Below are 20,433 nucleotides of genomic sequence, written 5' to 3' on the forward strand. Positions count from 1 at the left end.
CCTTTATTCTCGGCCTGGCAACTTTTTCCATGTCACCGTGTCTCGAACATATTGTGGTTGTGCTTCGGCAGCATCAACTGATAATCCATTAGTGAAGGCATCATCTGCTATAAATAGCATGTAATAGGCGTCTGGTAGTGTAATGCTATCGAGCTCCTCACAGGCAAGCTGCGAAGCAAGCTCAGGAAATGCTTGCCATCCTGTTCCAACACCTACCGCACCGCCTACACTAAAGTCTATGTTTTCGGGTTTTATTACAGTTTCTTCTGATGTCGCTTGGATAACTCTACCGTTTAGGCCATTGTACTGGCAAAGGTAAATCTCCCCCATACGCGCATCTATTGCTGAGACTACGCTATCTTTACCGGTTTCCATCCATACCTGTTGTGCCATGGCGTGTAAGGTAGAAACACCAACTAATTTTAACCCTGATGAGTATGCCAGTCCTTGTGCCACTGCGGTACTTATTCTCACTCCGGTAAAACTTCCAGGGCCGCGGCCAAACACAATACCATTAAGCTCGTTAAGGGTTATGTCGGCTTCGCGTAAAATCCTCTCCACCAGCGGCAATATTTTTTGGCTGTGCTGCTGTGGGCAAACCTCAAAATGGCGAATAAACTTGCCTTCGTAATGCAGGGCGATACTGAGTGCTTCAGTGGAGGCGTCTATGGCCAATAGGTTATTTTTCATTTTTGTCTATATTCTCTAAAAATCGAATTGCCTTGCTCAAGTCTCTAGTTCGAGACATGTTAGGCAAACTACTTAAAAACGTTTGGCCGTATTTTCTCGTAACTAAGCGATTATCGCAAATAATCAGTACACCTTTATCGTTGGCATCTCTAATTAAACGCCCAACTCCCTGTTTTAAAGCGATAACAGCTTGAGGTAATTGTATTGCATCAAAAGGCTCTAAGCCACGCATCTCAGCGTCTCTCATTCGAGCTTGCAGTAATGGATCATCTGGTGATGCGAAAGGTAATTTGTCAATCATAACGCAACTTAGGGTATCACCACGTACATCAACGCCCTCCCAAAAGGAAGCTGTGCCCAGCAGTACCGCATTACCATGGCGAATAAACTGTTCTAATATGATGCGCTTGGAAGCTTGTCCTTGCATAAATATCGGGTATTGCAATGCGGTGTTTAGCCCTTCATAGACTAAGTGCATAGCTCGATAGCTAGTAAAGAGTAAAAATGTGCGCCCTTTTGCTGCGTTGATCACTTGCTTGGCAAGCTTTACCAGGGCATGTGGCATTAAGTCATCACGGGTTTCTGGGAGATAGCGCGGCAGACAAAGTAATGCTTGGTGCTTGTAGTTAAAAGGACTTTCCACAATAAACTGTGAAGTCGGACTTAGCCCTAAGCTACGACTAAAATGCTCTAATGAATTATCAACAGATAAAGTTGCTGAAGTGAAGACAAAACTTGCCTCTGTAGTTTTTATAATGTCGGCAAATTTGCTTGAGACATCAAGAGGTGTCACGTGGATAGATAAAAACCGCCTTGTGGTTTCAAACCAATAACTAAACCCGGTTTGGCTAGTGTCAAATGCACGTTCAAACTGATTTTTAAAGCTCATCACCTTTTCAAAGGGGTGTTCTATCTTGTCACTTCTATCAAGGCAGAGCTTTAGCACTTTATAGAGAAAGTCTAAATTACCGATCACTCGGTGCATTGCATCGCAAATTGGTTTATTTGCCAGCGCCTCTCGCCAGTCACCTCGAGCACCATCGGAGCCAAAAACCAAGCGCAAATCTGCGACACTGGTTTCGAGTTTATTGAGTGTTTTACCAAGTTGTAACATATCGGGAATGTCTGAGCGGTAAATAACTCTGATATCATTGATTAGTGCCTGCAGTGCTTTGGTGCTGATGGTTTCACCAAAATAGTCACTGGCGATCTCTGGTAATTGGTGAGCTTCATCGAAAATATAACAATCAGCGGTTGGCATCAGCTCGGCAAAGCCGGAGTCTTTGACAGCCATATCAGCAAAAAATAGATGGTGGTTAATGACCACAACATCAGCGTCGGCGGCTTTTAGTCTGGCTTTTCGGATATAGCAATCTTCGTAGTCAGGGCACTCTTTACCTAAGCAATTGTCTGACGTTGAAGTGACGTAAGGTAAAACTTTTGCGTCTTCTTCGATACCGACACAATCTGCCAAGTCGCCGCTTTGTGTTTCAGAAGCAAATTTTGCCACCATAGCAAGCTGGTGCATGACATCTGGATCATCGGTTGGTACATGGCTTACATGCTGTGCTAAGCGATATGGACAGAGGTAGTTACTTCTACCTTTCAACAAAGTTACATTTTTACCACTGGTGAGTACCTTTTTTAGTGTGGGTACATCCCGATGAAATAATTGCTCTTGCAACGCTTTGGAACCGGTAGAGACGATGATTTTACCTTTGCTCTCAAAAGCTGGTATCAAATATGCGAATGTTTTACCAGTGCCGGTACCAGCTTCCGCGACGCATTGGCCGCCACTTTGTAAGGTTTCTTCCACTGCTACGGCCATATCAATTTGTGGCTGCCTTGGTTGATAGCCTGGGAAGTGCTGGGCTAAAGGCCCCGTAGAAGAGAAAGTCGTAGATACAGCCAAAGTAATGTAGTTTACAAACAGACAGGTCGCGAAATTGTATGTGGCTAAGCACCAAATCGCAAGTAATCATTCAAAACCAGCATACCGACACCGACAATGATTGCCTTCAATTAAAAGTTGCGGTGATTAGCTGAAGAAATGGTAAACAAGCAAATGAGGAGAAGCGCAGTGCTTAAATAAAATGCTAAAGCAGCTATACTATCAGGAAAACACAGGGGCTAACGCGAGCACAGACAGACCTACAACGAATCAAGCTATAAGGTTCTTTACTGATTTATACGGCATGTTATTTCTCCAGTGTAAAATGGTGAACGGTCAGGTTAAATTAGCTTTGGCTTGACGTGGTGGCTACTGGCCCTAGTGAAATTTGTTGAGCATAAAGATTGAGGGAAAAGCCGTGCTAGTTAACCTGAGCTGCGGATAATTAATGCCTTTCTAGCAGCCAGTTTTAGCGCTAACTGCGTTGAATTCACTTCCAATAGCCAGCTATTGGAAGTGAATTCGCCTTGCCTACAGGATGTAGGTACCTTAGCGAGAGCAGGACGCGGAAGCGGTGTTTCCCTAAAACTCTCTGGCTAGATAAGGAGAAAACTAAGTTGTGCTTTAGCAACAATGAGTTGGAACATTCCTTATCCAAACCTCAGGTTAGTTAGCTACACGGCTTAAATATGTACAAAATAAGTCTATTTTGGTCAACAGTTACTTTGCTCAGCTAACAGTGATGGTTGGATCCCATTGATAATATCCTAAAAGCGACTGGCTTTGACCATCTGAACTAAGCGTATATAACGCAAACTGAACTTGAAAGTTTTCAGTGCCTGAGTTTCGCACCTTAGAATCCAGCGTCATAAAGTTTGTGCTTACATGCGCCGCTGGTAAACCATTATTGTTGCCGGAATTAACATTTGGAACTGCTGCTTCAGTGCGATTTACGCTGTTAGTCACAAACGTGTTAAATACCTGAGTACCACCAAATTGTTTGATCCCGTAGATAATCACTGCATCATCGGCGTTGCCGTAAATCGACGTGCCGCTAAAGGAAACATTGTCCCCAGCGTTTGCTCTAAAGTTTAGTACCGCGGTACCTTGTCCACTAACAATACCTCTGGGATCTGAAGCAATCATAAACTCACTGTTATGATCTATAGGTGTGGGATTATTTTGGTCTTGGCTTGGGTGGGGATAATGCGCTTTCACGTACTCTGTATCAATAACAATGAGCACATTAATGCTTTCTGAAGATGCTTCTAATGTTGACATGACATTCCTCTCCTATCGGATGAAATTTACAAGAAATTAGTGATCCCTCTCTTGTGGCGTCCTGCACATTCACCATATGATCGAATCACTTTCGTTCATTTAAGTCAAAATGGATTTACCGGCTAGAATTTTTATCCTAGCCACCATTTCGCTTATAAACATAGGCGTGATAATGCTAGATTTGAATTACACGGCATTACACTTTTATAAACAAAATGGCTTATTTTTTTAATGTGGTTGGAGGTGGCGGTTACTAACTTTTTGAAAGGCGGTAGTTTTTCTGGTCTAAGTATTGCGAAGACGAAAAATATCTTTACCAGTTCTGGAAATGTATTGGCACCGAGGTGAAGTGAGTTTAAACTAACAGACGCAACAAAACATTTTACGATCACGCCCATGTATCTAGATTCTCACCTTTATGTTCTTCGTGCGATTTTTCTTCTTCGTCTTTCTCATCATCGTCCTCTTTAGTTTTTTTATGTTCAGCAGTCTGATGTCTAAGCTCGACATCGGTTTTTTGATCTTTTTTAACCTTTTCAATTTTATAATGCTGTACACCAGCAACGTGAAATGCTGATTTATGTGCGACATCGAGTCTTACAATTGGACCTAAAAAAGGTTTAAATGCGTCCATACATCCCTCCTCTAACCTACTGGTGAACTTACTTATTATCGACCGTTATATGCTATTCTTTAATTTGCATTAAAAAATGGTTGCCAAAGAGAAGATTATTATGTTTATCTATAAATGAACTTTTTAAACAGCAGATATATTACAAAGGTAACATTATGCTAAACACACTGACAGCACTTCATCACCATCATCATCACACGGGATAACCTGTCAGTTATTTCGCTGGTGGGTTATTCCTTAAAGGAACCTCCGGCGAAACATAAAGTATAGTCAAAGTTTATTTCGCCCCGAGGTTCCGCCTCGGGGTTTTTCGTTTATAGAATTAGGAAATAAATAATGAGCAACAGTAACCGTTTAAGAATTGCAATCCAAAAATCAGGCCGCCTTTCAAAAGATTGCCAAGCTTTACTCAAGCAACTTGGCGTAAAGCTAAACCTGCGTGAACAGCGCTTAATTGCACACTCGACTAACATGCCTATTGACGTACTGAGAGTACGTGATGACGATATTCCTGGTTTAGTGATGGACGGGGTTTGTGACCTCGGTATTGTAGGTGAAAATGTTCTAGAAGAGGCGCAAGCTGAGCGCCTTCGTAACGAGCAGTGTGCTGAGGTAAACAAGCTGGCTAAGTTAGACTTTGGGTTTTGTCGTTTAGCGTTAGCTTGGCCGCAAGAACTTGGGCAACAAGATAAAGCTTGGTTTAACGGTAAGCGTATTGCAACCACCTACCCTGAAATATTAAAACAGTACCTTAAGCGTGAAAATATCGACGCGAGTGTCGTAATGTTAACAGGCTCTGTAGAGGTGGCACCGCGCGCAGGACTTGCTGACGCTATCTGCGATTTAGTATCAACCGGTGCAACCCTTGAAGCCAACGGACTGATGCAAGGCGATACCATCTTAGAATCTAACGCCTGTCTTATCCAAAATGCTGCGCTTACTGATCAAAGCAAACTTGCACTTATCGATAAACTCATGCCGCGCCTAAAGGGGGTAAAACAGGCAAAAGAAAGCAAATACATCATGATGCATGCACCAAAGAATAAGCTAGATGAAGTTTGCGCACTGTTACCTGGCACGGGTCAACCTACTTTGCTTGCACTAGCCGGAAGCGACGAATATGTTGCACTTCACATGGTTAGCTCTGAGACGCTATTTTGGGAGACCATGGAAGAGTTAAAGGCGCTTGGTGCAAACTCTATTCTAGTTATGCCAATAGAAAAGATGATGGAGTAATAGCATGTTTGATTGGCAGTCAGCTACGAGTGTTCAGCGAGCCGAATGCTTAAGTCGCCCAGCGGTGAAAGTAGGTGATAAAGTAAAGGCGGCGGTTGAGAGTATTATCGATAATGTTGCGAAAAATGGTGATAAAGCTCTGCTTGGCTACGCTGAGCAGTTTGATGCTCGTATCAGCCCAAGAATAAGAGTATCAGATTCAGAAATCATACAAAGTGAGTTTGCTTTAGAATCTGATCTGAAAAACGCCATTGATCAGGCATACAGCAACATCAAAAGGTTTCACCAGTTGCAAACTCCTCAAAGTAAGCAGATTGAGACTCAACCGGGTGTTATTTGTGAACTTAGATTTCAAGCGATCGAAGCGGTTGGGTTATATGTGCCAGGTGGAAGCGCGCCGCTGCCTTCTTCCGTATTAATGCAAGGTGTTTGTGCGCAGCTAAGCGGCGCGAAAACAATTGTATTAGCAACCCCAGTCAAAGGTGATAGTCAGATAAACCCTGCGATTTTATACGCGGCTAAACTCTGTGGCGTTACTGATATTATTGAATGTGGTGGTGCAGGTGCAATTGCCGCGATGGCATTAGGCACAGATAGTGTGCCCAAAGTGAACAAGATATTTGGCCCAGGTAATAGTTTTGTCACCATGGCAAAACAGCTGCTTTGTCAATCAGTACCTGGATTGGCAATTGATATGCCTGCGGGTCCGTCCGAGGTGTTAGTGATTGCTGATAAGGGCGCGAACCCTGAATTTATTGCCGCAGATCTGCTTTCTCAAGCAGAACATGGTGAGGACTCTCAAGTTATTTTGTTAGCGACTGAGGCTCAGTTAATTAAGGACACCGAAGTTGCGATCGAACGCCAATTAAGAGTCCTTAGTCGCGCTGATATCGCCAGAGCCGCACTTAAAAATAGCACGCTGATTTTAGTCGAGAGTGTTGAGCAAGCGTTTGAAATATCGGCAGAGTATGGGCCTGAACACCTTATCTTACAGATTAGGGAGGCTGAGCGCTTCTTACCACTTGTGAAAAATGCAGGTTCAGTGTTTGTCGGAGACTATACGCCAGAGTCTGCGGGTGATTATGCGTCTGGTACCAATCACGTATTGCCAACCTATGGTTATTCAAAAACCTACTCAAGTTTAAATTTGATGGATTTTTACAAGGCTTACACTGTACAAACCATAACCAAGGAAGGTCTGCGTGGTTTGAGTTCCGCCATTCTACCTTTAGCTCAAGCTGAAGGGTTAGACGCACACGCAAATGCCGTTAAAGTAAGGCTGGAGAATAATAATGACTAATATTGCACTACCCGAAAATATAGAAAAGTTGAAAGCCTACAGCTCTGCAAAAAGTGAAAAACTGACAGGGAACACATGGCTAAACGCCAACGAAAGTCCTTACACTCGTTTACTTGAAATGCGTTTTGATAACTTAAATCGTTACCCTGATCCACAACCAGAAGCTGTGATCGAGGGTTATGCACGCTACGCACAAGTTGAACAAAGTAATGTATTGATGACTCGTGGTGCCGATGAAGGGATCGAGCTTTTGGTAAGAACTTACTGTGAGCCAAGTAAAGACAGTATTGCGATTTTTACGCCAACATACGGTATGTACAAAGTCACGGCGGATACACATAACATCGCCATTAACGAATTAAGTCAAGAGCAGCTTGCCAATGAGGACACGGATGCACTACTCCCTGCAATTGGTGAAGCTAAACTCGTATTTGTGTGTAATCCAAACAACCCTACAGGAGCATTACAACCAATACGCAAAGTTGCGGCTCTTGCTGATAAGCTTAAAGGCCGTGCGATTGTCGTCGTTGATGAAGCGTATATTGAGTTTTGTGAAGATAAGAGTTGCGTAGAGCTTATCAAAACATTTCCTAATGTCGTTGTACTACGCACGTTATCTAAAGCGTTCGCACTAGCAGGGCTTCGTGTGGGTTTTATGTTAGCAAGTGAAACGCTATTAGCGCCGATCAGAAAAGTTATCGCACCCTACCCTGTTTCAACGGTAGTAGCGCAAATTGCAGCAACTGCACTAACGTCTGATGCGCTAACGCAGATGCGCCGTCAAGTCTCTATTTTGAACCTAGCAAAAAAGAAGCTTATACAATGGCTACAAAACAGCGAGTTCGTAAACGCAATACTATGCGGCGAAGGCAACTTTGTTACTTTGCAGCTAACCGACAAGCAATTTGTACAGCAAGCGATGCGCCAAGGCTTAATAATGCGTCCATTTGTGCTGTTTGGCGAGGACAATTGGTTGCGGATCTCCATCGGCAACGAACAAGAACTAAAACAAGTAGAAACCTGGCTGAAACAATGCCAAGTCACTGAGGAAGTATCATGAGCGCCCCATATTTATTCATAGACCGTGACGGCACCATTATTGAAGAGCCAATGATTGACAAACAAGTCGACAGCCTTGAAAAGCTGGCATTGTTGCCGAACGTGATCCCAGCGCTGCTATCGCTGCAAGCTTTTGGCTACAAACTGGTGATGGTATCTAATCAAGATGGCCTTGGGACTGAGAGCTTCCCCACAGCAGATTTTGATGCGCCTCAAGATAAAATGATGCAAATTCTAACTAGTCAAGGGATCCGTTTTGAAGAGGTGTTGATATGCCCTCACTTTGATGAGGATAACTGTCAATGTCGTAAACCTAAAACTGGGTTACTCACGGAGTTAATGCGCTCTGGTAAAGTGGATTTGAGCAAGTCATTTGTTATTGGTGATAGACAAACCGATATTCAGCTAGCTGAAAATCTGTGTATCGAAGGTATTCTCTATGACAATAACTGGCCTGCGATTGTAACGCAATTAACCACATTAAATCGCAGTGCACAAATTGTCAGAAATACCAAAGAAACTCAGATCTCGGTAGCGATAAATTTAGATCAACAAGCCAATGGCGAGATTTCAACGGGTCTTGGATTCTTTGACCATATGTTAGATCAAATAAGAACTCACGCTAATCTGGGCCTATATATTCAAGCCAAAGGGGATTTGCACATAGATGAGCACCACTTAGTAGAAGATATAGGTATTGCCCTTGGTCAAGCATTCAGAACTGCGCTTGGCACCAAGTCACAAATCGCTCGCTATGGCTTTGCATTGCCTATGGATGAGTGTAAGGCAGAATGCCAACTAGATTTGTCTGGACGCGCTTCTTTTTTACTGAATGCCAACTTCACCAGAGATAAAGTCGGTGATTTGGATGTTCAAATGGTTGAACACTTTTTCAAGTCTTTTGCAGATAATGCGGCGGTAAGCTTAATCTTGAGTGTAAGTGAAGGCAACGCACACCACCAGGTTGAGGGCTTATTTAAGGCATTCTCACGAGCTATACGTATGGCAATTACAACGGATGCGTCGCAGCAAACGGCAAGTTCGAAGGGGTGTTTATGATTGCAATTATTAATACCGGTTGTGCCAACATTAACTCTGTGCGCTTTGCATTTGAGCGCCTTGGTGTCACACCGGAAGTGATCACCACACCGGAGAAATTATCTGAGTTTGAACGCGCTATTCTACCCGGTGTAGGCCACGCCAATGTGGCAATGAAGCGGTTAAATGAACAAGGCTGGACGAAGGCAATAGCTGACTATCAGAGGCCTTTGATGGGTATTTGCTTAGGGATGCAGCTGCTTTGTGAATCGACTGAAGAAGGCAACGTAGCTTGCCTAGGTCGCATTCCGGGTAAGGTTGAGTTATTGGAGACCAATGATTTAACAGCGCCGCATATGGGTTGGAATAATCTTCGTGTGGTGAAGTCTCACGCGCTCACTGCAGGACTCAGCGAACAAGACCAAGTGTACTTTGTGCACAGTTTTGCGCATACCATCAATCAATCGACATTGGTTTCGGGTGAGTACGGTCAAGCGTTTTCTGCGATTGTTGCAAACGACAATTATGCCGGCATGCAGTTTCACCCAGAGCGCAGTGGCAGAGTCGGTGCACAGCTTTTACAAAACTTTATTAATTGGCAAATTTAAAAGGACGAACAATGATTATTCCCGCTTTAGATGTATTAGAGAACAATATTGTTCGTTTGTATCAAGGCAAATATGAAACCGCACAGTTTTATCCATTTGATTTAGCAGAACGTCTGCTTGAGTATCAAAATGCTGGCGCAACCAAGCTACATTTAGTGGATCTGGAAGGGGCGCGTGATCCGAACAAAAAGCAATGGCGTACCATCCAAGCCGCGACTCGAGCGTTGTCTGTTCCGTTTCAAATAGGGGGCGGTATTCGCAGTATTGATGATGTAAAGCAGTGGCTTGAAGCTGGTGCCGCTCAGGTCGTAATTGGTTCGATGGCGGTAGAAAAGCAGCAGGAAGTTGCTACTTGGATAAAAGAGTTTGGTGCTGATAGATTTGTTATTGCACTGGATGTTAATAGAACTGAAAGTGGTTGGTCTCCTGCTACTCACGGCTGGCTTAACGATGCAAAAACTGACTTGTTTGCATTATTAGATTTTTATGTTGAGCAAGGGGTAGTAGGTTTTTTATGTACGGACATCAGTAAGGACGGCACTATGGCAGGCCCTTCTTTTTCTTTATATGACGATATTACCAAGCACAATAGCATAATTAAAGTTCAGGCTTCTGGAGGCGTAAGCTCACTGGGTGATATTGCCCGTCTTGCCAAACAACAAGTGGGTGGAGTGATACTTGGGAAATCACTGCTTGAGGGTGTATTTAGCGTTGAGGAGGCACTGGCATGTTATCAAAACGCATAATTCCTTGTTTAGATGTAAAAGACGGCCAAGTTGTTAAGGGCGTAAAATTTCAAGGTCATGAAGTAGTTGGGGATATTCTTGAACTTGCGGAGCGTTATAGCGCCGCAGGTGCTGATGAATTGGTGTTTTACGAAATCAGCGCCAGTGTGGAAAAGCGTTTATTAGACGTAAATTGGGTCGCTGAGATTGCCAGGCATATCGAGATTCCATTTTGTGTTGCTGGTGGAATTAAGTCGGTGGCGGACGCCGCTCGGGTGCTTGAGCAAGGAGCAGATAAAATTTCTATTAACAGCCCTGCGATTGCGCGTCCTGAACTTATTAAAGAGTTACATGACGAATTTGGCAAACAATGTGTAGTCGTTGGTATAGACAGTTTCTATGATAAGCAAACCCAAGAGTATTTAGTGTACCAGTTAACAGGCGATCCGAACGCCGCAAGTCGGACTCGATACAAAACCCAAGAATGGGTGAAACAAGTACAAGCGCTCGGAGCGGGAGAAATTGTACTCAACTGTATGAACCAAGATGGTGTGCGTAATGGTTATGATATAGAGCAGCTCAGCGCAATCAGAGAATTGTGCAAAGTGCCGCTTATCGCCTCTGGCGGTGCAGGCAGCATGCAGGACTTTGTTGATGTGTTTACACAAACGAATGTTGATGGAGCTTTGGCGGCAAGTGTATTTCACAAAGGTGTAATCGAAATTCCTAAGCTCAAGCAGTTTTTAATAAATAATGATGTGGCAGCACGACAATGATAATTAATAAACAAAACATGGCAGAAGTGGATTTCGAAAAATCCGAACTTATACCAGCAATAGTGCAAGATGCGTTGACAGGCGTAGTATTAATGCAGGGCTTTATGAATAGAGATGCCCTTGAGGTTACATTAGACAAACGGCTTGTTACTTTTTATTCGCGCTCCAAATCACGCCTGTGGACAAAAGGTGAAACGTCAAACAATGTTTTAGAGTTGGTAGAAGTACACACAGATTGTGATAAAGACAGTTTACTGATCTACGCCACCGCGCAAGGTCCAACTTGCCATTTAGGTAGCGAAAGCTGCTTCGCAGACACCATGCCACAGCTTGCATTTTTAGGAAAGCTTGAGCGTGTAATTGCACAAAGAAAAAATGCCTCACCGGAGAGCAGTTACACCGCCTCTTTATTTGCAAAAGATTTGAGCCGCAGCTGCCAAAAAGTTGGAGAAGAAGGAGTTGAGGTTGCGCTGGCTGCGATGAAAAATGACAATGAAGAGCTGCTTAATGAGTCTGCTGATCTTCTTTATCACCTTATTGTGCTGTTGCAGCGACAAGGCTTAACTCTGAGTGAGGTGGTTAATACCCTCGAACTTAGACACAAGTAACGGTTGAACCGAGTTGTTTGCAGGTTGCAGATAACCATCTGTAACCTGCAAACTGATAATTGTAATATAGAGCAATACCAGCTCAGTTTAACTGCCCTACACTTTTTGTGACTTTACAATTATGCGCTGGTATTTTAATCGTTTAGGGTTAAAGCTGCTACGGTAAAAAGCATGGATTTGAAGATGAAAAAAATAACATTGGCTTTATTGTTATTAGGTGTGCTAACTACTGGTTGTTCAACACTTTCGGCAGATCAACAGGCTACAGTGAACGGAATGTCGATCTGTGAAAAGTACACTTCGCTAGTTGACCTCTCTTCAGGCAGGCTTTCAGTATTAAAAGGTTTGCAAGTGGGCGCAGAACTAGTTAAGGCATGGAATGGGGATGTTAAGTCACACCTCGTTGGTAATTCATGTAAGATAATCGAATATAGATCAACACCCACTCAGTTTAACTGAACTACACTTTTCGTGACTTTACAATTATACGGTAGTATTTTAATCGTCTACGGTTAAAACTGTTATGGTAAAAAGCATGGATTTAAAGATGAAAATAAAAACATTGGCTTTATTGTTACTTGGTGTGCTAACAACGGGTTGTTCAACGCTTTCACCAGATCAACAGGCAAAAGTTAACGATATGTCGAGCTGTGAAAAACTCACGACGCTAGTTGACGCTTCTTCAAGTGGGTTTTCAGTGTTAAAAGGCGTACAGGTAGGCGCAAAACTAATTAAGACATGGCAAGCCAAGGCACATCTCGTTGGTAACTCTTGTCAGATAATCGAAAGCAGTAAAGGAAAGACAATATATACTTGCCAAGAACAGTTTGAGGACTACCAAAGTGCAGTTAAAATTCATCAATATGCGCAAAGCATGGTGACACAGTGCTTGGGTAGCAATTGGATGGTATCTTCTCAAGAGAATGGTGAAGTTTTACATACCGACATCACCTCAGCATCAACAACAAGTGCGATAAGTATTGCTTTGGGTAAAGGTCTAGATAAGCAGTCCCCATGGGTTGTGAGTTTAGAAATAAGCGACAAATAATTTCTGTAATAACCCCCATTTTTTATGTTGATACCTGGTTGGGGCTTTCATTGTACCTAATACGTTGATATTTTGATGTGATATAGGCCTTATCGCTCGCTAGTTTAAGCCAGTCTGTCATTGTGTTGTCATACAAGCGCAGCACACTTTGTGTAAGTCAATCAAACACTATCAGCTTACACATGACAGACTTGAATATCTTTCTCATCAATTTAGATTCTAGTAAAGACCGTTTAAAAGAGTCCGCTCGTCAATTTGATAAATTTAACCTCTCTTTTGAGCGGATCAGCGCCGTAGATGGTGCTTCAATAAGCAATCAAGAGCTGGAAACTCATTACAGTAGGGAAAAAAATGCTCGCCAGTATTACCGTGCGCTTACCGTAGGTGAAATAGGTTGTTACATGAGCCACCTTAAAGTGCTGGAAGAAATTGTCGCTAGGCAGCTTCCTTATGCTTTTGTGTTTGAGGATGACTTTCAATTACAGGCTGACTTAAGAGAAATCGATAGCAAAGTATCAGCTTTGCCTTTTGATTGGGATATGATCAAGCTGTATCAGTCGCAAAAAAATCGTCGAACCGCCATTGCCACCCACCGAATAGACGGCGATCTTTCTTTGGTGATCCCCAATAAAGTCCCCGCTGGAACCGTAGCACAACTTATTAGTTTTGAGGGGGCTAAAAAAATACTTGCGCATGCACGCCCATTTGGCAGACCAATTGATATTGACTATCAACACTTTTGGGAAAAGCAAGTGAGTGTTTTATTAGCCTTTCCTTGCCCCGTTAACCATGGCGAAATATTTGACAGTACAGTAGGCCGTGAGTTTTTAAGTCGTAACGAAAAAGGTAACTTTTGGCTAAAACAGCGACTTCAAATTAATAAGTTTTTTAACAATAAGTCCAACCGAAAGTTAATACAAAAACAGTATCAACCGTATTTTTAATTTATTGACTCCAAAACTCACGGTATAGCTTTTATACAAAGGTCATAATATGGAAAAAATAAGTATTAAAAGTGTAACTTTTGAGAAGACATCTGAGTGAGATGTGCTAGTATCTAAGATTATTGCAATAAGTTTAACTTTTTGCTTAAACCGTTAATAATAACAACGTTGAGGGAGCACAGACGTGTCTATAGAAATCAACTTTGAACTCTCTGATTCAGATCTTGAACACTTCCGTGGAATGATGAAAGCCGCAATTGAAAAAAGTGGTGATGTAAGTGATGCTGAAATTATTTCAAAAGCACGCGATTTAGTCGCAACGATGGAAAAATCTAACCTTCCCGAGTTTGTGAGTACTCGTCTTATTTCATTACAGACGTTAATTGACGCTGTATTGGATGAAGAATGGCAAATGCCTGAAGATGAAAAACGTGAGATTATGGCGTCGCTAGCCTACTTCAGCGAACCTGAAGATATGGTGCCAGACCATATTCCGGTATTAGGTTATGTTGACGATGCAATTATGATTGAACTTGTGCTACAAGAATTATCTCTTGATTTAAAAGCGTATCGTGAGTTTTGTGGATTCCGTGCAACGGAGGAAGCAAGACGGGGCGATGCTGCAAAGGTTGACCGTGAAAGTTGGTTAGCTGGCACTCGTTCTCAGATCCGTTCTTCTATGCGTAGAGGTCGTTCAAAGAATCGCTCTCGATTCTTCTCTCGCATCATGTAGTAGAAGCCTAGTATTTTTTACTGAGGTAGAAATTATAAAGGGCTGATAACTATCAGCCCTTTTTGCTGTTAGCTATTTTTTCTCATTAGGGTGTGCGACGCCCATCCAAGCTTTGTATAGCATGGCTTGTTGTGCTGATGGCGTTTCAGTGAAGGTGATTTTTTTAGGCTTGTCGTAACCACGGTTTAGTGTCAACTCTGTAGTCATTAATTTATCCCTACGAATAAAATCAACTTTCACCGTTTGTTCAGGTACAAAATGCGCTAAGCTTGCCGACAAACTATCCCTCACATGGTGCTTATCAAAGGCAACGATTAGATCTCCAGCAGTAAGTCCGGCTCGCCAAGCGTTACCATCTCGAGCTACATGAAGTAGCTTCAGAAGTTCACCTTGTTGTTTTGCTTTTCCTTCAAAGTTAGCTATCACACTGGCTGATTTGGGATGCTTATATTCTAATCCCACTTTGTCGAATAACGCATTAAAGTCCATGTTCGCTGGTTTATCCACATGGTTTGCCCACCAAGCGTGATAATCTCGTCCAGTCAATTGTTTTAAAATGCGTTTGACGTCTTCACTTGTAAAGCTATTAGGTAATTTATGTTGTTTATATAGCTGGCTGTGTACGTCACGGTAACTTATTTTTCCATTTGATTTCTCAAGTAGGTCGATGTCCAGCGCCATCGAGACTAATGCCCCCTCTGAATAGATGTTGGTGCTATAGTTACTACCATGATCGCCACCTTGATTTATCCATTTATCAAAGCTGCTTGCGGCAACAGATTGCACCTGACGCCCCGGGGTGTCAAGATGACGGTTAACGCGCTTGGTAAGCATGTTGAGATATTCATCATTAGTGGTTATTCCTGCGCTAAGTAACAAATAGTCTTCAAAATAGCTTGTCGAACCTTCAGCTAACCACAACAGATCAGTATAATTTGGAGCAACATAATCATACGGAACCATACCTGCAGGACGGTAATTTTTAACATTCCAAGTGTGAATAAATTCGTGCGCTGCGGTTGAAATAAAGCCGATATAATCATCACGGTCTTTAAAGCTATCTCTGTGCCTTTGTATAATGGTCGAATTTAGGTGCTCCGTGGCACCACGAGCGCCACTCGTTGCATGAACCATAAATACGTAGCGCTCATAAGGGTAGTCATGCCATATAAGAGTGCCGGTTTTGACCAGTTTTTTCAGATCTGTCAGCATCAGATCAACGTCGTAATTCCCCTCCCCCCAAATCACCAATTCGTACTGACGACCATCTACTTGAAATTTATGTAGTTGGTTAATGCCGGTTTCAATCGGAGAATCAAGTAAAATGTCATAATTATCAGCTTTAAAGCTGTGTTTGGAATCGGCAAAGTTCATGCCAGAGACTGAACGCCAGTCCGTTGGTACGTCTAAGTCTATTTTTATGGGTTCTGCTCTAAAAGACTCGCTGAACATAAGGAACCCGGAGGCATCAATAAACGCATGGGTGTCATCAATATGCCTCGCCCGGAGACCAAGTTCATTGGCATATACTTGGTATTGTACTTTCAGTTCTGTCGGCTCAGATAGATGTACTCGCCACGTGTTTTTATCCGTTTTCTCCCACTTTAGAGCCTTTCCATCGTGTCCTTCTGCGGCAAAGAAACGAATGCCGTTAGCCAAATTCAATATCTCATAGCGCCCGGTGCGCCAGTCCGGAAGCTGCACATCTATACTGGTTTGTGTTGAATGCGGGAATGTCACTTCGACATCAGCTAAGTGATGCTGCGGCTGCGTGATGGTGACTTGATAGTTGACGTCGGCGTGAGCGTGTAATGCGGTAATACAAGCAAGTACTATTAGGCTTTTTTTCATCGTATTAAATGTCAGTTATGAATACGATTAATCTATCAAATCAAGACCTTCTAGGCGAAGTAATATCGACGAGTGAACAGCAAAGTCGGACATGTTACAGCCATAAATTTATGCGCATATTGGCTAAATTTGTTGTAGACTAAGTATCTAAGAGATCAAATCATAACTGGAAATCTGTGACTGATAACGCCGTAATGCTCGAGCAAAAGTTAAAACAAGCCATTGAAGCAAGAAAGACGCTTGAGGACGCAAGAAAACAACAAGTAGAGCTATTAACTCAGTTTGCTGCAAAGCTTTCTCTTGCCTGTAAGGGGCAGGATGTTTCTCTGGACAATCAGCTAGCTAAGTTTCGTATCGCACTCAATAAAGGTGTTGACTTTGAACAGCTTGCTCCCTTTATTGACGGTATATCGGAACCATTAAAAGCGCAGGAAGCCATAAACTCTACGAATCAAAAGGCGTTACAAGCTTCAATCCGCCACAGTGGTAAACTCTTGCAAAAGCTCAAAGGTGTACCAAATGAGTCACGCCGAAAACTGAGGCACTTATTAGACGTTGAATTACAGGACATCAGTTCTACGAACGCATATCTTCCAGCACTAGAGACCTTGGTCTCAATTTATCAAACTGTGTTACAGGCAAAAACAGAAGTCAATGATGTTGCCGCAGGGAGCAGTCAGCCTCAACTCGCGGCAGAGTTGCAAGCGCTAATCAACGAACTTATTTTTGAAGACGATGCTGTCGACAAAGTAAAAGAGATCAGAGAGGGAGTCGCTCAGGATGACACCTTAGACAACCTATACAGCGCAGCAACCGAAATAATTAGAATTATTGCTCAGACCATTGCTCGAGAGCGGCAATCTGCGCAGGGCTTTTTAGTTTCATTAAATCAGACTTTAGAAGAGTTGCACCGTTCTATTGTTGAAACAACAGCTCGGTCTAAATCAGCATCACAAGAATTAAAGTCTTTGAACAGTAAGATTGAGCTAAAAATTCAAAATCTCAATGAGCAAACTCAAAATGCAAGTTCTATTACTGCACTAAAGGCGCTAGTTGATAATGAGCTCAAGTTATTAAGCGCAGATTTAATAGCTAGAGAAAAGCTGGAAAAAAATGAGCGAGATGCACTTCTTGATTCATTCGATGCAATTAATAATCGTATTAATATGCTCGAAGCGAAAGTGTCGAGTTATCAAAAGCGGCTGAGTGAGCAAAAATTTAAAAGTTTACTCGATAGCCTTACTAAGTTGCCGAACCGCGCTGCATTTGATGAGCGTTTGACCCATGAAATGCACTTGTTTGAAGTCAATGACACCGAAGTTACGCTCGTTGTGATTGATGTTGATCATTTTAAATCTATCAATGACAAATATGGACATAGTGCTGGCGATAAAACCTTGCAAGTGATAGCCAGAGCCTTGAAAAAATCGATCCGTAAAAGCGATTTTATTGCTCGTTATGGTGGTGAGGAATTTGTCTTATTGATGCCTGGAATGCCCGTTAGCCAGGCACAAAAACCGCTAGAAAAGGTAAGGCAAGTTGTAAAATCTATTCCGTTTAAATTCAAAGAAAAGCAAGTTGAAATTACAATTTCTCTCGGTGCAACACAGTTTAAAAAAGGAGACACGACTTTGAGTGCCTTCGATAGAGCTGATGCTGCACTATATGACGCGAAAAATAGTGGCCGTGATAGATTGTGCTTCAAATAACACAAATCTTTGGGCTGTTGAAAGGAAATGGTGGTGCGATTAAATATGGATAATTTGTAAGAAGTTGGCACTACCCTATTCGCACAACAAAAAGGAGTAAGCCTATGCAAATAGAGCTAAACCCAACAGGGGTTCTTAACTTATTATCAAAATTAGAAGTTGACTTGCTACAGCAGTCTACCACCAGTGAAAGATATAGGCTTTTTAGAAACTGTGCATTAGCTGTACTTAACGTTGGCAGTCATACTGACTCTAGCTCTGAAATTTATGATAAATATGAAGATTTTGATATTCAACTGCTTGCTCGAGAACGTGGTATCAAAATTGCGCTGAATAACCCTCCAGAGTCAGCTTTTGTTGATGGCAAGATTATTACTGGCATTCATGAACATATCTTTTCAGTAATCAGGGACATTCTGTTCATCTGTCAAAAATATCATGGTGAAAATAAAACCCCGGTTGAAATCACACACATGGTGTTCGATATGCTCAGAAACGCAGATGCGTTAGAGGTGAACAAAGATCCTAATTTGATTGTGTGCTGGGGAGGCCATTCCATCAATGAAGTTGAGTATAAATACACCAAAGAGGTCGGCTATCAGTTGGGGCTTCGCGGGTTAAATATTTGTACCGGTTGTGGGCCTGGTGCGATGAAAGGACCAATGAAAGGTGCAACGATTGGTCATGCTAAACAGCGTGTCTCAAGTAATCGTTATCTTGGCCTAACAGAGCCGAGCATCATTGCAGCAGAGCCTCCTAACCCGATAGTGAATGAATTAGTTATTTTGCCGGATATCGAGAAACGCCTTGAAGCTTTTGTCCGCGTTGCACATGGCATTATCATTTTTCCTGGTGGTGCTGGAACCGCAGAGGAGCTACTGTACCTGCTTGGGATCTTACTGCACCCTGATAATGAGAAGCAGTGTCTTCCGGTTATATTAACAGGTCCAAAAGAGTCAGCTGCCTACTTTGAGGAACTTAGCACGTTTGTTGAAAAAACCTTGGGTAAGGAAGCATTGTCTAAGTTTGAGATTATTGTAGATGATCCGGAGCTAGTGGCTAAAAAGCTTAAAGCATCGATGGTAACCGTTCGCGAATATCGTAAATCACAAGGTGATGCGTACTATTTCAACTGGACGCTTAAAATTGAGAATGACTTTCAGCACCCTTTTGCGCCAACACATGAAAATATGTCCGCGCTAGACCTGCATCTAGCACAGCCAAAACAGCAGCTTGCCGCTAATTTGCGGCGTGCATTTTCTGGTATTGTTGCGGGTAATGTTAAAGATGAAGGGATAACTGCAATCAAGCAACATGGACCTTATGAGTTAACTGGAGATAAGTCTCTTATGGCCGATATGGATAAACTGCTGGGGGCGTTTGTTGTTCAAGGGCGAATGAAATTGCCGGGAAGCAAGTATATACCTTGTTATAAAATTAAAGCTTAAATTGAATGAAAAATTTGTTGTTAATTGATGCGCTTAACTTGATTAGGCGCATTTATGCTGTTAACGAACCAAAGCACAGCGAACATCAACAGGCGCACATTACAGCCTGTTGTCAAAGGGTAGAGCAAGCCGCAAGAAGCTTGCTTAAGAAATCAGCCGCGACCCATGCCGTGGCTGTATTTGATGGCGACAAAAGCTGGCGCTATCACTTTTACTCAAAATATAAAGAAAACCGACAGCCCATGCCCGAGTCGCTAAGCAGCAATCTCGACAGATTCGCCACTGCATTTACTAATACAGGTATTAAGTGTTTCAATCCGGTACATGATGAAGCCGACGACATTATCGCTACATTAGCAACGAAGGCGGCAAAAGCAAATGTCTCCGCGATTATTGTTTCCACAGATAAAGGCTTCCTCCCCTTAATTAGTGAGGAAATTGCTATTTATGATTACTTTAAAAAGTCAACAATCTCTCTTGAAGACATTAAAAGCCGATTTTCAGTTACACAAAACAAGCTTGAAATCTTCTGGGCGTTGAGTGGTGACAAAACCAATAATATTCCTGGAGTGACTGGGGTTGGAGTGAAAACAGCGCAGGAGCTATTAGCAAAGCACAGTCGTCTTGATGATATGCTTATAGATGATGAGATAAAGCCCGCTGTTAAAGCCAAGCTTGAAGCAGGTGTTGAAAACTATATTACTAGTCTGGCATTGGTCACGTTAAGAAAAGATATCGAGATAGGGTTTAGTCTTAAAGATATTAGAGTTGGATAGTAATATAAATATAAATAGAAATATAAATTGTGCAGCTAGGTGGCGTAAAGGAGCCATTTTGAGCAAAGGCCAGCGTGC

20 protein-coding genes are annotated in these 20,433 nt (G+C 42.5%); 15 read left to right on the forward strand and 5 right to left on the reverse strand.

Annotated features, from left to right (window positions below; all coding sequences use genetic code 11):
- Window positions 1-3: 3 nt before the first annotated feature.
- From tsaB to HUZ36_RS05470, 4 genes are all read right to left on the reverse strand, one after another.
- Window positions 4-690 carry a tRNA (adenosine(37)-N6)-threonylcarbamoyltransferase complex dimerization subunit type 1 TsaB gene (gene tsaB / locus HUZ36_RS05455; protein ID WP_176032281.1) on the reverse strand — a complete coding sequence of 229 codons (687 nt, stop codon included), beginning with the start codon at window positions 688-690 and terminating at the stop codon, window positions 4-6.
- Window positions 680-2,518 carry an ATP-dependent DNA helicase gene (locus HUZ36_RS05460; protein WP_252096025.1) on the reverse strand — a complete coding sequence of 613 codons (1,839 nt, stop codon included), beginning with the start codon at window positions 2,516-2,518 and terminating at the stop codon, window positions 680-682. Before HUZ36_RS05460 ends, tsaB begins: the two co-directional genes overlap by 11 nt.
- 792 nt (window positions 2,519-3,310) lie before the next feature.
- Window positions 3,311-3,862: an inclusion body family protein gene (locus tag HUZ36_RS05465; protein WP_102058090.1), complete on the reverse strand. Its 552-nt coding sequence runs from the start codon at window positions 3,860-3,862 to the stop codon at window positions 3,311-3,313.
- A gap of 388 nt (window positions 3,863-4,250) precedes the next feature.
- Complete coding sequence (locus HUZ36_RS05470) at window positions 4,251-4,496, reverse strand: hypothetical protein (protein WP_176032283.1); 246 nt, start codon at window positions 4,494-4,496, stop codon at window positions 4,251-4,253.
- 336 nt (window positions 4,497-4,832) lie between these two features.
- On the opposite strand from HUZ36_RS05470, the gene hisG reads away from it, so the two are divergent.
- From hisG to HUZ36_RS05530, 12 genes are all read left to right on the forward strand, one after another.
- Entirely contained in the window at window positions 4,833-5,732 is a 900-nt protein-coding gene (hisG, locus tag HUZ36_RS05475) for an ATP phosphoribosyltransferase (RefSeq protein WP_176032284.1), read from the forward strand.
- Window positions 5,733-5,736: 4 nt separating this feature from the next.
- A complete protein-coding gene (hisD, locus tag HUZ36_RS05480) occupies window positions 5,737-7,032 on the forward strand; it encodes a histidinol dehydrogenase (RefSeq protein WP_176032285.1) in 1,296 nt (431 codons plus the stop codon).
- Window positions 7,025-8,092 carry a histidinol-phosphate transaminase gene (gene hisC / locus HUZ36_RS05485; protein ID WP_176032286.1) on the forward strand — a complete coding sequence of 356 codons (1,068 nt, stop codon included), beginning with the start codon at window positions 7,025-7,027 and terminating at the stop codon, window positions 8,090-8,092. Before hisD ends, hisC begins: the two co-directional genes overlap by 8 nt.
- Entirely contained in the window at window positions 8,089-9,150 is a 1,062-nt protein-coding gene (hisB, locus tag HUZ36_RS05490) for a bifunctional histidinol-phosphatase/imidazoleglycerol-phosphate dehydratase HisB (protein WP_176032287.1), read from the forward strand. The genes hisC and hisB overlap by 4 nt, the downstream gene beginning before the upstream one ends.
- Window positions 9,147-9,737 (forward strand): imidazole glycerol phosphate synthase subunit HisH, encoded by a 591-nt coding sequence (hisH, locus tag HUZ36_RS05495; protein WP_176032288.1) that lies wholly within the window; start codon window positions 9,147-9,149, stop codon window positions 9,735-9,737. The genes hisB and hisH overlap by 4 nt, the downstream gene beginning before the upstream one ends.
- An 11-nt stretch (window positions 9,738-9,748) precedes the next feature.
- A complete protein-coding gene (locus HUZ36_RS05500; protein WP_176032289.1) occupies window positions 9,749-10,483 on the forward strand; it encodes a 1-(5-phosphoribosyl)-5-[(5-phosphoribosylamino)methylideneamino] imidazole-4-carboxamide isomerase in 735 nt (244 codons plus the stop codon).
- Window positions 10,465-11,238: an imidazole glycerol phosphate synthase subunit HisF gene (gene hisF / locus HUZ36_RS05505; RefSeq protein WP_147389842.1), complete on the forward strand. Its 774-nt coding sequence runs from the start codon at window positions 10,465-10,467 to the stop codon at window positions 11,236-11,238. The genes HUZ36_RS05500 and hisF overlap by 19 nt, the downstream gene beginning before the upstream one ends.
- Window positions 11,235-11,846, forward strand: a complete 612-nt coding sequence (hisIE, locus tag HUZ36_RS05510; protein WP_147389840.1) for a bifunctional phosphoribosyl-AMP cyclohydrolase/phosphoribosyl-ATP diphosphatase HisIE — start codon at window positions 11,235-11,237, stop codon at window positions 11,844-11,846. The genes hisF and hisIE overlap by 4 nt, the downstream gene beginning before the upstream one ends.
- Before the next feature lie 183 nt (window positions 11,847-12,029).
- Complete coding sequence (locus HUZ36_RS05515) at window positions 12,030-12,305, forward strand: hypothetical protein (protein WP_176032290.1); 276 nt, start codon at window positions 12,030-12,032, stop codon at window positions 12,303-12,305.
- Window positions 12,306-12,393: 88 nt separating this feature from the next.
- Window positions 12,394-12,894, forward strand: a complete 501-nt coding sequence (locus HUZ36_RS05520; protein WP_176032291.1) for a hypothetical protein — start codon at window positions 12,394-12,396, stop codon at window positions 12,892-12,894.
- Between the two features lie 182 nt (window positions 12,895-13,076).
- Window positions 13,077-13,838 (forward strand): glycosyltransferase family 25 protein, encoded by a 762-nt coding sequence (locus tag HUZ36_RS05525; RefSeq protein ID WP_176032292.1) that lies wholly within the window; start codon window positions 13,077-13,079, stop codon window positions 13,836-13,838.
- Window positions 13,839-14,022: 184 nt separating this feature from the next.
- Entirely contained in the window at window positions 14,023-14,571 is a 549-nt protein-coding gene (locus HUZ36_RS05530; RefSeq protein ID WP_147389832.1) for a YkvA family protein, read from the forward strand.
- A 72-nt stretch (window positions 14,572-14,643) separates the two neighbouring features.
- Here HUZ36_RS05530 and HUZ36_RS05535 read toward each other — a convergent pair whose 3' ends face one another.
- Window positions 14,644-16,422, reverse strand: a complete 1,779-nt coding sequence (locus HUZ36_RS05535) for a M61 family metallopeptidase (RefSeq protein WP_176032293.1) — start codon at window positions 16,420-16,422, stop codon at window positions 14,644-14,646.
- A gap of 176 nt (window positions 16,423-16,598) precedes the next feature.
- Here HUZ36_RS05535 and HUZ36_RS05540 point away from each other — a divergent pair, with 176 nt between their 5' ends.
- The 3 genes from HUZ36_RS05540 to xni all read left to right on the forward strand — a co-directional run bounded on the left by HUZ36_RS05540 (window position 16,599) and on the right by xni (window position 20,355).
- On the forward strand, window positions 16,599-18,131 hold the full coding sequence (locus HUZ36_RS05540) for a GGDEF domain-containing protein (protein WP_125252912.1): 1,533 nt from the start codon (window positions 16,599-16,601) through the stop codon (window positions 18,129-18,131).
- A gap of 104 nt (window positions 18,132-18,235) precedes the next feature.
- Window positions 18,236-19,579 carry a nucleotide 5'-monophosphate nucleosidase PpnN gene (gene ppnN, locus HUZ36_RS05545; RefSeq protein ID WP_147389828.1) on the forward strand — a complete coding sequence of 448 codons (1,344 nt, stop codon included), beginning with the start codon at window positions 18,236-18,238 and terminating at the stop codon, window positions 19,577-19,579.
- Window positions 19,580-19,584: 5 nt separating this feature from the next.
- Entirely contained in the window at window positions 19,585-20,355 is a 771-nt protein-coding gene (gene xni, locus HUZ36_RS05550) for a flap endonuclease Xni (RefSeq protein ID WP_128731544.1), read from the forward strand.
- The last annotated feature ends 78 nt before the right edge of the window (window positions 20,356-20,433 follow it).

The sequence above is a fragment of the Pseudoalteromonas sp. McH1-7 genome (assembly GCF_013366255.1).
Lineage (GTDB): Bacteria > Pseudomonadota > Gammaproteobacteria > Enterobacterales > Alteromonadaceae > Pseudoalteromonas > Pseudoalteromonas peptidolytica.